At 36.5% G+C, this 12,193-nt stretch carries 16 protein-coding genes and 1 riboswitch; of the genes, 6 read left to right on the plus strand and 10 right to left on the minus strand.

Annotated features, from left to right (window positions below):
• The first annotated feature begins 5 nt into the window (after positions 1-5).
• Positions 6-869 carry a DMT family transporter gene (locus tag F984_RS07945; RefSeq protein ID WP_004708376.1) on the plus strand — a complete coding sequence of 288 codons (864 nt, stop codon included), beginning with the start codon at positions 6-8 and terminating at the stop codon, positions 867-869.
• A gap of 4 nt (positions 870-873) precedes the next feature.
• Here the strand turns inward: F984_RS07945 and F984_RS07950 are convergent, their stop codons facing one another.
• Genes F984_RS07950 through tusD form a run of 4 tightly spaced genes read right to left on the minus strand, consistent with a single transcriptional unit; the run spans position 874 to position 2,270 of the window.
• A complete protein-coding gene (locus F984_RS07950) occupies positions 874-1,185 on the minus strand; it encodes a TusE/DsrC/DsvC family sulfur relay protein (protein ID WP_001047539.1) in 312 nt (103 codons plus the stop codon).
• A 19-nt stretch (positions 1,186-1,204) separates the two neighbouring features.
• Positions 1,205-1,489 carry a hypothetical protein gene (locus F984_RS07955; protein ID WP_004708378.1) on the minus strand — a complete coding sequence of 95 codons (285 nt, stop codon included), beginning with the start codon at positions 1,487-1,489 and terminating at the stop codon, positions 1,205-1,207.
• A gap of 17 nt (positions 1,490-1,506) precedes the next feature.
• Complete coding sequence (locus F984_RS07960; RefSeq protein ID WP_002049601.1) at positions 1,507-1,857, minus strand: hypothetical protein; 351 nt, start codon at positions 1,855-1,857, stop codon at positions 1,507-1,509.
• 44 nt (positions 1,858-1,901) lie between these two features.
• Positions 1,902-2,270 carry a sulfurtransferase complex subunit TusD gene (tusD, locus tag F984_RS07965; RefSeq protein WP_000105718.1) on the minus strand — a complete coding sequence of 123 codons (369 nt, stop codon included), beginning with the start codon at positions 2,268-2,270 and terminating at the stop codon, positions 1,902-1,904.
• 65 nt (positions 2,271-2,335) lie between these two features.
• Between tusD and galE the strand changes: the two genes are divergently transcribed.
• Entirely contained in the window at positions 2,336-3,343 is a 1,008-nt protein-coding gene (gene galE / locus F984_RS07970; protein ID WP_004708380.1) for a UDP-glucose 4-epimerase GalE, read from the plus strand.
• A 114-nt stretch (positions 3,344-3,457) separates the two neighbouring features.
• Positions 3,458-4,852: a class II fumarate hydratase gene (gene fumC / locus F984_RS07975; protein ID WP_004708382.1), complete on the plus strand. Its 1,395-nt coding sequence runs from the start codon at positions 3,458-3,460 to the stop codon at positions 4,850-4,852.
• A 117-nt stretch (positions 4,853-4,969) separates the two neighbouring features.
• Here fumC and F984_RS07980 read toward each other — a convergent pair whose 3' ends face one another.
• Together F984_RS07980 and F984_RS07985 are read right to left on the minus strand one after the other, a co-directional pair.
• Positions 4,970-5,266, minus strand: coding sequence for a hypothetical protein (locus F984_RS07980; RefSeq protein ID WP_004708384.1), 297 nt, complete (start codon positions 5,264-5,266; stop codon positions 4,970-4,972).
• A 182-nt stretch (positions 5,267-5,448) separates the two neighbouring features.
• Positions 5,449-5,910, minus strand: coding sequence for a hypothetical protein (locus F984_RS07985; RefSeq protein WP_004708387.1), 462 nt, complete (start codon positions 5,908-5,910; stop codon positions 5,449-5,451).
• Between the two features lie 311 nt (positions 5,911-6,221).
• On the opposite strand from F984_RS07985, the gene F984_RS07990 reads away from it, so the two are divergent.
• Positions 6,222-6,713, plus strand: coding sequence for a hypothetical protein (locus tag F984_RS07990; RefSeq protein ID WP_004708388.1), 492 nt, complete (start codon positions 6,222-6,224; stop codon positions 6,711-6,713).
• Between the two features lie 144 nt (positions 6,714-6,857).
• A riboswitch (glycine riboswitch) is annotated at positions 6,858-6,945 on the plus strand.
• A 177-nt stretch (positions 6,946-7,122) separates the two neighbouring features.
• Entirely contained in the window at positions 7,123-8,367 is a 1,245-nt protein-coding gene (locus F984_RS07995; protein WP_002049660.1) for a D-amino acid dehydrogenase, read from the plus strand.
• Positions 8,368-8,412: 45 nt separating this feature from the next.
• Here F984_RS07995 and F984_RS08000 read toward each other — a convergent pair whose 3' ends face one another.
• A complete protein-coding gene (locus F984_RS08000) occupies positions 8,413-9,057 on the minus strand; it encodes an A1S_1983 family putative colistin resistance protein (protein ID WP_004708391.1) in 645 nt (214 codons plus the stop codon).
• Between the two features lie 103 nt (positions 9,058-9,160).
• Here F984_RS08000 and ispF point away from each other — a divergent pair, with 103 nt between their 5' ends.
• Complete coding sequence (ispF, locus tag F984_RS08005; RefSeq protein WP_002049661.1) at positions 9,161-9,643, plus strand: 2-C-methyl-D-erythritol 2,4-cyclodiphosphate synthase; 483 nt, start codon at positions 9,161-9,163, stop codon at positions 9,641-9,643.
• Here the strand turns inward: ispF and F984_RS08010 are convergent.
• The 3 genes from F984_RS08010 to adeN form a co-directional block, all read right to left on the minus strand.
• Positions 9,640-10,164, minus strand: a complete 525-nt coding sequence (locus F984_RS08010; protein WP_004708393.1) for a protein tyrosine phosphatase family protein — start codon at positions 10,162-10,164, stop codon at positions 9,640-9,642. The two genes, ispF and F984_RS08010, sit on opposite strands and share 4 nt — an antisense overlap.
• Before the next feature lie 193 nt (positions 10,165-10,357).
• Positions 10,358-11,278, minus strand: coding sequence for an ornithine carbamoyltransferase (gene argF, locus F984_RS08015; RefSeq protein ID WP_004708394.1), 921 nt, complete (start codon positions 11,276-11,278; stop codon positions 10,358-10,360).
• Positions 11,279-11,391: 113 nt separating this feature from the next.
• A complete protein-coding gene (adeN, locus tag F984_RS08020) occupies positions 11,392-12,045 on the minus strand; it encodes a multidrug efflux transcriptional repressor AdeN (protein WP_004708396.1) in 654 nt (217 codons plus the stop codon).
• Between the last annotated feature and the right edge of the window lie 148 nt (positions 12,046-12,193).

Consider the following 12,193-nt stretch of genomic DNA (forward strand, 5'->3'; position numbering starts at 1 on the left):
ATAATATGCAAAAGTTTATGAACGGTTGGGTAAATGGTTTTATTGGCGTTGCAATTTTTGCAGGCTCGTTACCCGCTACCCGTGTTGCGGTAACAGGTTTTGAGCCTGGTTTTCTAACAGCAGCACGAGCTGTCATTGCAGGAGTCTTGGGCTTAATTCTTATCTTTTTACTTAAGGAAAAAAAGCCTGCTAAACAAGACTGGTGGTCGCTGGCTATTGTGGCTTTAGGCGTTGTAGTTGGGTTTCCCTTATTTACTGCGCTTGCTCTACAGTATATGAACGCAGCCCACTCGATTGTCTTTGTTAGCCTTCTACCGCTCGCTACTGCCATATTTGCAGTAGTGAGAGGTGGAGAAAAACCAAATTTATTTTTTTGGATATTTGCAATTTTAGGCAGTCTGGTTGTTTTTACCTATATGTTCTTTTTGTCCGGTGAAGCATCTTTTGGCATTGGCGATTTATACATGCTTATTGCAATTATTTTGTGTGGATTTGGCTATGCAGAAGGTGGAGTGCTTTCGAAAAAAATAGGTGGATGGCAAGTGATTTGTTGGTCGCTTATTTTAGCTTTACCGATTATGCTGCTCGCTACTCTTTTTTATATGCCCGTTTCCTTTCAAGATGTATCTACATCGGCGGTAGCAGGACTGGTTTACGTATCTTTATTTAGTATGCTCATCGGGTTCTTTTTCTGGTACAAAGGTCTTGCTCAAGGCGGTATAGCTGCAATTAGCCAGCTACAACTTTTACAACCTTTAATGGGACTCGCGATTGCCGCACTTTTATTACATGAACATGTAAGTTGGTCGATGTTAATGGTAACGGCAGTAACAATTTTATGTGTCGCTGCCGCTAAAAAATTCGCATAAAAATTTATAAACAATTTGCCGGTTTAGGAATACCTGCCAAACGACTGAGATGGCGAGCAACTAAACCGGTATTAAATTTTTGCTGTAAAACAGCATTATTAATATCTGGACTGACGGTTTTCATTAAAAACTTAATCAGAGGGCGGGTTGCAGGAGAATGCCCAAATTGCTGATAAAATTGGCGAACCGCAGCTAAAACTTCAAAATGCCAATCTGTTAATTCAAGATCGAGAGATTTGGCGAGTTCCTGTGCTACTTCTGGATTCCAAATCGTATAGTCGACTAAATGACCATCTTGATCTAATTCTAAATTCATAAAAATGAGCCTAACTATATTATTTCAAAGAAATGCATCGATTAAATTGTAAAACCAGATCCGCAAACTGGTCATAGTTCAATACCTTAACGTGAGCTAAGGTTTCTGCATCAATTAAATCTTTTTCATGAGATAAACAAGAAACTGAGCCAAACTGCTGACAAATATTTACCGAAAGTTGAGCAGTTGAGTCACCCATAAAAATAAGTTGATCATCTTTATGGAACAGTTTTGCAAGTTCTTCAATAATGCGAGGAGTATGGTGATAAGAAGCTTGCACAAGATAAAGAGTTGATTGCGTCATTAAAATTACACCTTTATCTACCAATATAAGACATGATCGAAAGATTGGATGAGTTCAGTATCTAGCTGAACAAATTCTAGTTCCTGCTCACTTTTTTGAACAAAAGGATGCTGTTTATTTTTGTCTTCAATAAGAATTGGGCTTAAGTCATAAAACTCAAAGCTATCTACCATATTTGAAGCAATTTTAAATGCATGCTGCAATTGGTCAAAGTTACGTTCATTTTGTAAAAGACTAAGAGCCGCATCTTTTAATAATACTTTGACTGGTGAGCCAAAGGTTGCTAAAACCATAGTAGCGGCGAGGCTTTCATTGACTTGTAGGCTGGTTAAATTGGCTTGGGTCAAAATAACGAGTACAGTTTTCACACAATATACCTTTTAAAAGCAACAATCTAAGTTAATAAAGTAACTTAGAATTGAAGAAGACGAGAGGCTGACTGTACTGCATCAGCAAGTTCACCTAGTCCAACCAACTCAAAGTTGTTCGCTAGGTTGTGATGACTAAGTTGATGACGACTCGCATTTTCTGCATCGGTAATCCCACGTGCAAGAGCTGCGCTGACACAGACAGGAAGTCGGATCGCGAGCTTTTGCCATTCATGCGTTAAATTACGCTGGTCGTCAGGAACCCATTGAAAATCATTCGCAACTTGAACGCCATCTTGGTAAAAGAATACACGAAAGTCTTCATTTTTACTTTTGAGTGCCTGAGCAAGGCCTAGCGCATGCCAAGCATGGATCGAAGTAGGAGCAGAGGTTATTAGTAGTAATGTACTCATTGAGAATTCACTATGGTCATACGTCTAAATGGGCGTAGATACATTAAGAGAAAGGTAAGTATACAATGATTTTAGTGACAGGTGGTTTAGGCTTTATCGGTTCACACATTGCATTGAGTCTGCTGGCTCAAGGCCAAGAAGTGGTTATTGTCGATAATTTGGCTAACTCGACCTTGCAAACGCTTGAGCGGTTAGAATACATCTCTGGTATGTACGTTCCGTTTGTTAAACTTGATGTACGTAATACACCTGCATTGAACAAAGTATTTGAACAGTACTCAATCGATGCAGTTATTCACACAGCTGGTTTTAAATCTATTGAAGAGTCTAATTTAAAACCGCTCGAATATTACAATGACAATGTCAGTTGCATTATGAGCCTGTTACGTGCAATGCAGCGTACTGGTGTTCGTCATTTTATCCATTTATCTAGCTTGGCAGTCTATGGAAAATCTGGTTTGCAGTTAAGCGAAACGGAAGACTTCAACTATGCTTATCCTAATCCATATATTAAATCTCAACAGATGATTGAAGAAATCATTAGAGATACTCATAAAATTGATCATGAATGGAAAATTGCAATTCTACGCCTATCAAATATTGTAGGTGCTTTTGAGCATGGTGTATTAGGTGAATATGTTGCACAGCTCCCTAAAAATATTGTACCGCTTGCATTACAAGTTGCAGCGATGCAGCGTGATTTAATTGAATTACAAGATCAGGTTTCGACCGATGACCATACTGTAGAGCGTAGTTTTCTACATGTATTAGATGTATGCGAAGCCGTAAGCTCAACTTTACATTGGTTACGTGATCAAACCCATTGCTGTGAAGCTTTTAATATTGCTCATGATCAAGTGCACTCGATTCGTCAATTATTAGATGAAATTTCGCAGGTTACCCAAGCCGAAATTCAGACGCAATCGGCAATTTATAAGCATGAAGAGTTGGCCCAATTGGGTGCAAATATAGGAAAAGCAAAAACTTTATTACAATGGAATCCGAAACGAACTTTAAAGCAAATGATTGAAGATGAGTGGAGATTCTATCAAAATACATTAAATGGAAGATAGGATAATGATTCTTATTTACAATAATGGAATGCTTGAGTACGATATTAAAATTAACTAGCCAAAGCAAAAATTGCTTCAGCCCGTGAGTTCTTTAGCCACATAACCGAGGTTTCTATGCAAACACGAATTGAACATGACACTATGGGTGAGATTGAAGTTCCAAATGAAGCGCTATGGGGAGCACAAACCCAACGTAGCTTACAGAACTTCAAAATCGGGCAGGAGCGTTTACCCCGTGCCATGATTCGAGCGATGGGCTTGGTAAAAAAAGCTGCGGCAATAACCAATGCAGAGTTGGGCCAGTTACCACAAGATTTGAGTCAGTACATTGTAGGTGCTGCCGAAGAGGTGATTGCAGGGAAATGGGACTCACAGTTTCCACTCGTAGTTTGGCAAACAGGTTCTGGTACCCAAAGTAACATGAACTGTAATGAAGTGATTGCAAATATTGCCAATCAAAAGCTAGGCCAAGCGCTTGGAGCACAAAAGCCAGTACATCCAAATGATCATGTTAACCGTGCACAATCTACTAATGACTCATTTCCAACGGCTATTCATGTTGCAGCAAGTTTGCAAATTAATGAATTACTGATTCCAGCTGTAGAGCAGCTTAAAGCGACTTTGCAGAAGAAGTCAGATGAATTTCAAGAGATTGTCAAAATTGGCCGTACCCACTTACAAGATGCGACGCCACTAACACTGGGCCAAGAATTTAGCGGTTATGTTTCTCAGCTTGAGCATGGTTTAGTACGCTTACAACAAGCTTTAAGTGGTTTGTATGAGTTGCCATTGGGTGGTACAGCGGTAGGAACTGGTTTAAATGCTCATCCTGACTATGCTGTTAAAGCCGCAGCTCAGCTTGCAGCTTTAACAGGTTTGCCATTTGTTACTGCTCCTAATAAATTTGAAGCTCTTGCAGGACGCGATGCTGCTGTTTTTGCATCAGGTGCATTAAAAACTTTAGCAGTAAGTTTAAATAAAATTGCTAACGATATTCGTTGGTTAGCAAGCGGACCACGTTGTGGTTTTGGTGAAATTCGCATTCCTGAAAATGAGCCAGGCTCAAGCATTATGCCGGGTAAAGTGAACCCGACCCAAAGTGAAGCAATGACTATGGTGGTTGCACAAGTGCTTGGTAATGATACGACTATTAATGTCGCTGGTGCTTCGGGTAACTTCGAACTTAATGTATTTATGCCAGTAATCGCTTATAACTTACTGCAATCTATTCAGTTGCTTGGTGATGCATGTAATAGTTTTAATGACCACTGTGCAGTAGGAATTGAGCCTAATCGCGACAAAATTGATCACTTCTTGCATAACTCTCTCATGTTAGTTACTGCATTGAATCCGGTTATTGGTTATGAAAACTCTGCAAAAGTGGCGAAAACTGCTTATAAAGAGAATAAAACTTTAAAACAAGTGGCTGTTGAGCTTGGTTTAGTTACAGCAGAACAATTTGATGAGGTCGTTAAACCTGAAAAAATGGTTTCGCCAAATAGTAAATAAGCGATCTATATAGCCATCAGTCGTATAATTATGCACAGAATGTACAGTTAAACTACTGATGGCTATTATGTTTACACCTTAAATCTAGAACTTTAACTTATAGATTGAAAATAAAAGCTACATCAGAAGATCTTCTATATATTCCCAGCCATTTACTTTCATTTCTTCAAACTTTCTTTTTAGTTCTTCTTTTGTATATTCATGTGAGTCTTTAGCTAAAAGAATATGATAAGAATTAGAGGCTGGGTCTATAGTGACCTCACTAATTTCTACAGGTTCAATCACACCATTTTCGGTTAAACCAAGATCAGTAAAGCACATTCCTTTTACTGGTATAACGCTACATTCATATTCTTTCGAAATAAAGTAATGGTTTGAATAAGTTGAATAGGTACGTGAAGCGCGGATCTTCATTGATCTCTCCTTTATTTGTAGAGAAGATTTGTATAGTCTGGCGTCTTTTAGCAGTTAAAACTGTTTAATTTTTATTGCTTATTTACTATGGATCTTTGTTATTTAAAGTTTTTTTAACAATCTATATCAAAACTATTATAGAAGCCTTCCATCAGAAAGAAGGCTTCAGAAAATATAAAAGCTTATTTTAAAATTTTATAAACTTTCTCTTTGTATTCATCATTGGAAATGACTCCTTTATCGTATTGCTGTTTTAATGATCTATATTGTTGAATACGAATATCCCTTTTAAGGCTTATATCATCATGATTTCTAATATAGTAGAGACTTCGATCATGATCGCTCATGTTCACTGTCGGGTCAGCAAAATGCGAGTAGGTATTTTGTGATTTCTCATCTTGATATTGTTTGGCAATTTCAAAAAAATCTACTCTTTGCTTATTAGAATCGGAGTGAAAAGAATTGTGTTGTGATTCACTAAACTTATGACTTGAAGTGTTACTTACCTCAAGCATACTTCTATGGCGATTAGATTCTTGGTCATAAAATTCTTGTTTAATTGGAGAAGTAATCGTTTCAGAAAACACCGAAGAAGAAAAAGTACTAATACTTAAAAATAATAAAATTAATTTTGATCTATTCATTTCTTTGGAAGCCCAGATGAAATTGAGTAAATCAATGTATTATAACATTAAATTTAACAGTAGATTAAAAAATAATATATTTAAAAGATAGCATTTTTAAATTTTTGAAGTTGTATGAGATTTATTTGCAAGTTTCTAGATTGTAATTATTTCTTAATTAAGCTTTATCAAACCAACTTAGAGTTGAATAAGCTGCCATAATTGTTAAAATGCCCACCTTATCCTGTTTTTCTATTGTTTTTAATTTTTATTTATTTTGCGATATGGAAATTAAACACATAATAAACAGTTGTTTAGCTAAGGATTTTTGAATGCTCTCGATTTATTTAACAGATACCGAACAACATGTGCAGTTTAATGATTACCCGAGTGATCAGCCTGTTAAATTTCTGTTAAATCTTAAAAAGATTTTTCCAAGTACTGGTGATTTGCTGTTACCTGTTTTGCCTGAAGATAATAATCTGGAAAATGTAACTTGGGAATCAACGACGAAAGACTTTGAAATTTTCAAAAAATTGTTGGCCGGTTGGGGTGTTATTGAGCTTCGTTTAAATGCAATCACCACATACAAAGATAAAAATTTTGCAAATGAGTTAATTAAACAAGCTCAAGTGAAGCGAAAAAAAGTAGCGCAAAAAAATCATCAACTCTCTTTAGTTGCCTTAGATTACATTTTTATGCACGAAATTCATGCACTCATTGATGCTGAGTTGGTCACAATTGGTGAGAAGTTTTATTTACCAACCTTGAGAGAGCAGTGGAAAGGTCATGTTTCAGACCAAGTGCTTGAAGGAAAGCTTTAATAAATGGCAAAAGGTGAATTTAAATAATTCACCTTTTTTTAATTAAATCAAATACTTTTATATTTAATTGAATTGCTGTACAAAAGTTTACAAGAAAAGAATGCGTTTTTTTAAAAGTGGCAGATACATTGCTTATATAAATACAAAATTATTGCGGGAGAGAGGTTCTTAAGAACCCGCCGAAGGAGCAACAGGCCCGGAAACTCTCAGGCAAAAGGACTGTAATAATTAAAAAATCTGGAGAGCAGCTTAAGATTTATAAGCATGAAGAATAAAAACTTATAAGTCATAAACTCACCGAAGGGGAAGATCGAAATACTAAAAGGTAGTATTTAGGTCGAAACTCTCAGGTACAAATGACAGATGGGCTGTACTGATGAAATGTTTTTGCATTTCAGAGGAGTCTGTTATGCCACATGTTATTGTGATTGGTGCAGGAATCACAGGGGTTACTTCAGCCTATGAATTATCTCAATTAGGTTACCAAGTCACAGTGATTGATCGCCATCTTTATCCAGCTATGGAAACATCATTTGCAAATGGAGGGCAATTATCTGCTTGTAATGCAGAAGTCTGGAACCAGAAAGCGACCGTTATAAAAGGTTTTAAATGGATGAGGCAAAAAGATGCTCCTCTATTACTTAATCCTTCTTTTAGTTTGCACAAATATAGCTGGTTAGTTGAGTTTTTATCTCATATTAAAAATTATGAGGCTAATACGATAGAAACTGTTCGTTTAGCATTGCTTGCTCGTAAGCGCTTATTTGAAGTCGCTGAAAAAGAGCAGCTTCAATTTGATTTGGAGAAACGCGGTATTCTTCATATGTATCATACTAAGGATGACTATGATATTGCTAAGCGAGTTAATGATGTCTTGAATAAAGGAACTTTGGAGCGCTACTCAGTTTCACCTGAAGAAATGAAGTCAATCGAACCTTCTTTAACGGGTGAGTACTTTGGTGGTTATTACACACCAAGCGATGCAACTGGAGATATTCATAAATATTCAACCACTTTAGCTGAAAAGACTAAACAATATGGGGTGCAGTATAAGTTTGGCTTAGAAGTTACTGATATTAAGTGTCATATAGATAAAGTCGTACTGAATTGTCAGCCAAGTGCTGAGCATCCGCATCTTTCCCCAACAGATAGCTTTCAATTAGAAGGTGATGTTCTGGTGGTTTGTGGTGGTGTTGGAAGTTATCAATTGGCTGACATGATTGGTGAGCGTGTAAATGTTTATCCTGTAAAAGGCTATTCGATTACTGTCCAATTGAAAGATGAGAAAAGCATTAAAAATGCGCCGTGGGTAAGTTTGCTTGATGAGAGTGCCAAAATTGTAACCTCTCGTTTAGGACAAGACCGTTTACGTATAGCAGGTACAGCTGAGTTTAATGGTTACAATCGAGACATTCGTGCAGATCGTATTCAGCCTTTGGTTAATTGGGTGAACCGCAATTTTGACATTTCAACTGAGCATGTTGTGCCTTGGGCGGGTTTAAGGCCAATGATGCCTAATATGTTGCCTGTAGTGAAACAGTCTAAGCAATCACGGGTTTTTTATAATACCGGGCATGGCCATTTAGGTTGGACTTTGTCAGCAGCAACAGCTGTTTTGGTGAGTCAGGATATCCTGCAAAAATATCCAGCTTAAAAAGAAAAGCCAGTGTAGATGCACTGGCTTTTTACTTTATATCAATTAATCATATAGCCGATAAACGCCAGTAAATCGCTCACAGCCTTTTTGTTGAGTCTTTACAACAAGTAAGGCCTTTTGGAAATCAAATTTGTATTTGCAATTATGCTCGTTATCTAAAATTTCACTTTTTTGCTCAGGAGAGCTATAAGCCATTAATGAAATAGTTTGGGCTTCTTTTCGGTTATTCGGATTACGGTAAGCTAACCCTTCGATCTTGATTTTATCTTTAGCAAGTTGATGAATTTGTAAATGAACAGGTTGGGCTGCAATATGCCCATTTTCAAATTTAAGGTAATGCTGTGTTAGGGTTTGCTTAAGTGAAGCATAAAAATTTAAATCATCACCACGTACGTCAAACTGTTGTTGAATACATGAATTGGTTTTACATTGTTGCGTATGTTTAAACCACAATGTTTGAGTATCTTGTAGAAGCTGTAAAGGGGCATCTGTAACTAAGTATGCAGAAAGATATTTGTTGTTGAGTTGCTTTCGTGCTTCGCTAAAGTTTTTTGAACAGATTTTGAGCTCTGATTTTGAGTTGGAGCAGTCAATGGATTCTGCAAAAACAAGCGATGAGCATAAACAACTCAATGTCACGACAAAACTTAATCTTTTCAATTGATTCATATCAGTATTCGACGGCATGATCGCTTATACTTTCAGTCTACTTTGCTAAGTGTACTATAGCGAAACACAACGGTTGAATACAAGATTTCTTAAGCTTTTATAATAGAAGGAAAGAGTTTATATGGTTGCTCAAATTCGTATTGGTCAAGGAATGGATGTGCATGCCTTTGAAGAGGGTAACTTCGTAACTTTAGCTGGCATTCAGATTCCGCATACGCATGGCCTGAAAGCACATTCTGATGGTGATGTCGTGTTACATGCACTATGTGACGCTTTATTAGGTGCACTAGCGCTTGGAGATATTGGTCAGCATTTTCCAGATACCGATCCAGAGTTTAAGGGTGCAGATAGTCGTGTACTACTAAAACACGTTTATCAACTAATCTTAGACCGTGGTTATCGTTTAAATAATGCTGATATTACTGTAGCCTGCGAACGTCCTAAATTAGCGAAACATAATTTAGAGATGCGACAAAGCATTGCGGATGTTTTGAATGTGGATTTAAATCAAATTAGCATCAAAGCGACCACTACCGAAAAACTCGGGTTTACTGGTCGCCAAGAAGGAATTTTAGCAACAGCGACGGTATTAATCTCTAATTAGACTAAATTATCAGCTTGTTGCAAAGACTGCTGGAGTTCTAAAGTAGCCTTACGGCCTTGTAGCTGTAAGGTAATACTATGGATAAGACCTGTCCAAGTTTCATTTGGCTCCCAAATTTCGTGCAGTAAATCTTGGGAAGTAGGCATGTCCATATTCATATAAAATTGTCTGTAGACATACATAAGACAACTTACGCGTTTATTTTTGGCACAATGTAACCAAACAATTTCATTTTGAACCAAATGATCAATTAAATCTAAAACCAATAAGCATTGGTCAGAAGATGGTGTTTCCCAGTCAATTGGAATATGAATGTAATTTAAACCATGCTCAAGACAAACCCGATCTTCGTTTTCTATACAATCTGGTGAGTTTGTCAAAGCTAAATTGATAACGGTACTACAACCATACTCTTTAATAAGTTTAAGCTGTTCAATAGAAGGTTGTGCTGAACTAAACAAATGTTCATGAATAATTGAAAATGCAGGGATTTGAGATAGTGATTCTTCAAGGGTTGTCATAATCGCACTCTACAAGAGTAGGCTTGGCTTATTGTGTAGAATGTTATACACGATTCTAGAGTGTAGTTGAAATATAGTCTGTTTATATATTCAGCAACATCATGAAAAATTTTAAAAAAATAAACTAGAAAAATAAGTATTTTATAGAAATAAAAAAAAACAGCACCTTAAAGGTGCTGTTTTTATATCAAGATTAAGCTTTTTTCAAATTTTCATTCAATAAAAATTCCATTAAAGCTTTTTGTGCATGTAGACGATTTTCAGCTTCATCCCATACAACAGAGTTTTTATGATCAAGCATTGTTTCTGAAATTTCTTCACCGCGATGGGCTGGTAAACAATGCATAAATAAACAATCTGGGTGTGCAAGACTCATCAGTTTTTCATTTACCTGAAAAGCCGCAAATGCGTTCTTACGTAATTTTTGTTCTTCTTCTTGCCCCATGCTTGCCCAAACATCTGTAACGATAAGGTCAGCATTTACAGCTGCATCTTCAGCATTATCAAAAAGCTCAACGCAATGACCAAATTCTGCTAAAAATTCAGGTTTAGGTTCAAAACCTTTGGGTGAAGCAATTTTTAATTTAAAACCCATTAAATGTGCAGCTTCAATATATGAGTTACACATATTATTACCATCACCAATCCACGCTACGGTTTTACCTTCGATACTACCGCGATGTTCAATGTAAGTTTGTAAATCTGCGAGTAGCTGACAAGGGTGGTGGTCATCAGTTAGGCCATTAATCACAGGAACCTTTGAATAAGATGCAAAACGTTCAACAATGTCATGGCCAAACGTACGAATCATCACAATATCAAGCATACTTGAAATAACGCGTGCTGAATCTTCGATAGGTTCACCGCGACCTAGCTGTGTATCGCGAGGTGATAAAAAGATAGCGCTACCACCAAATTGATTAATACCGGCTTCAAAAGAAATACGCGTACGTGTACTCGATTTTTCAAAAATCATTCCCAATACTTTACCAACAAAAGGTTGATACACCTTATTGCTTTGTTGCATTTTTTTTAGTTCGCTTGCGCGCTGTAAAACGCGATGGAGTTCTAATGTAGATAGATCACGTAAAGTCAGGAAATGTCTTAAAGCCATGTAGCTACTCCATAATAATTGTCTTTGAAATACAACAATTATCTGTTGTTGGCTGGGTGGATGTGGGAAAAAAGAAGTCTACTATACTATAAGCATTTCAAAATGCAAAAGAATTAGACTTTATGGTGGCCTTTTAAGAAAATTTCTACACAATAATGAATATAATCAATTACTTCATATTCATTGGTTGGTAGTGGCATGCCCATAATCATACGCCACTCAATATCACGTAAAATTCCAAAATACATGAGAGATGAGTGATCGGGAGAGGTACAAGTAATTTCACCTGCTTGATGAGAAATAAGTAGTGCTTGAGCAATGGTATTTTGTACGTCTTGAGCACATTTTTCGTATAAATATTGGCTCAAAGTTGCATTACACTGGGTTTGTTCAATAACCAAACGTAAAAAAGCAATATGCTCAGGTTGAATAATGTGGTTATAAAAACGGATGAGAGTTTGAATTAAGTATTCTTTTAAAGAAGCCTGATCTGGTTGAAATGCAATACAAATATCTTTAAAGAACATCTCACGGCGGTAATCGCAAATTGCAGTAAATAAACCTTCTTTATTACCAAAGTATTTATAAATAGAAGCTTTTGAACCACCAGCATGATTGACGATGTCATCTAAAGAGACAGCATCATATCCTTTTTCCAAAAACAGTTCGGTTGCGCTTAGCAATAGTGCTAAACGACGTTCTACACCGCGACGTGTTTGAGGCTTGTCACATATAGGAGGATATGACTCAAGGACTGGATCATGCATAAAATTTAATAACGACAATTAATACTGCTTAACTAGTATAACAAAACTATCTTTAAGGGTGGTCATCGCTATATTTTTAGGTTGCTTGATAAACAGCAATATAAAATTTAATTTGAATAAATATTTTAAAATACAAGTATTTGTGAAA

The organism is Acinetobacter nosocomialis NIPH 2119 (assembly GCF_000368085.1).
Classification (GTDB): Bacteria; Pseudomonadota; Gammaproteobacteria; order Pseudomonadales; family Moraxellaceae; genus Acinetobacter; species Acinetobacter nosocomialis.

Bases quoted from the DNA above. Each gene is read 5' to 3' on its own strand.
- F984_RS08000 (WP_004708391.1), bottom strand. From the start codon at position 9,057: ATGCCGTCGAATACTGATATGAATCAATTGAAAAGATTAAGTTTTGTC.
- F984_RS07995 (WP_002049660.1), top strand. From the start codon at position 7,123: ATGCCACATGTTATTGTGATTGGTGCAGGAATCACAGGGGTTACTTCA.
- F984_RS07950 (WP_001047539.1), bottom strand. From the start codon at position 1,185: ATGAATTTAGAATTAGATCAAGATGGTCATTTAGTCGACTATACGATT.
- F984_RS07955 (WP_004708378.1), bottom strand. From the start codon at position 1,489: ATGACGCAATCAACTCTTTATCTTGTGCAAGCTTCTTATCACCATACT.
- F984_RS07945 (WP_004708376.1), top strand. From the start codon at position 6: ATGCAAAAGTTTATGAACGGTTGGGTAAATGGTTTTATTGGCGTTGCA.
- ispF (WP_002049661.1), top strand. From the start codon at position 9,161: ATGGTTGCTCAAATTCGTATTGGTCAAGGAATGGATGTGCATGCCTTT.
- argF (WP_004708394.1), bottom strand. From the start codon at position 11,278: ATGGCTTTAAGACATTTCCTGACTTTACGTGATCTATCTACATTAGAA.
- fumC (WP_004708382.1), top strand. From the start codon at position 3,458: ATGCAAACACGAATTGAACATGACACTATGGGTGAGATTGAAGTTCCA.
- F984_RS07980 (WP_004708384.1), bottom strand. From the start codon at position 5,266: ATGAAGATCCGCGCTTCACGTACCTATTCAACTTATTCAAACCATTAC.
- F984_RS07990 (WP_004708388.1), top strand. From the start codon at position 6,222: ATGCTCTCGATTTATTTAACAGATACCGAACAACATGTGCAGTTTAAT.
- F984_RS07985 (WP_004708387.1), bottom strand. From the start codon at position 5,910: ATGAATAGATCAAAATTAATTTTATTATTTTTAAGTATTAGTACTTTT.
- galE (WP_004708380.1), top strand. From the start codon at position 2,336: ATGATTTTAGTGACAGGTGGTTTAGGCTTTATCGGTTCACACATTGCA.
- F984_RS08010 (WP_004708393.1), bottom strand. From the start codon at position 10,164: ATGACAACCCTTGAAGAATCACTATCTCAAATCCCTGCATTTTCAATT.
- adeN (WP_004708396.1), bottom strand. From the start codon at position 12,045: ATGCATGATCCAGTCCTTGAGTCATATCCTCCTATATGTGACAAGCCT.
- tusD (WP_000105718.1), bottom strand. From the start codon at position 2,270: ATGAGTACATTACTACTAATAACCTCTGCTCCTACTTCGATCCATGCT.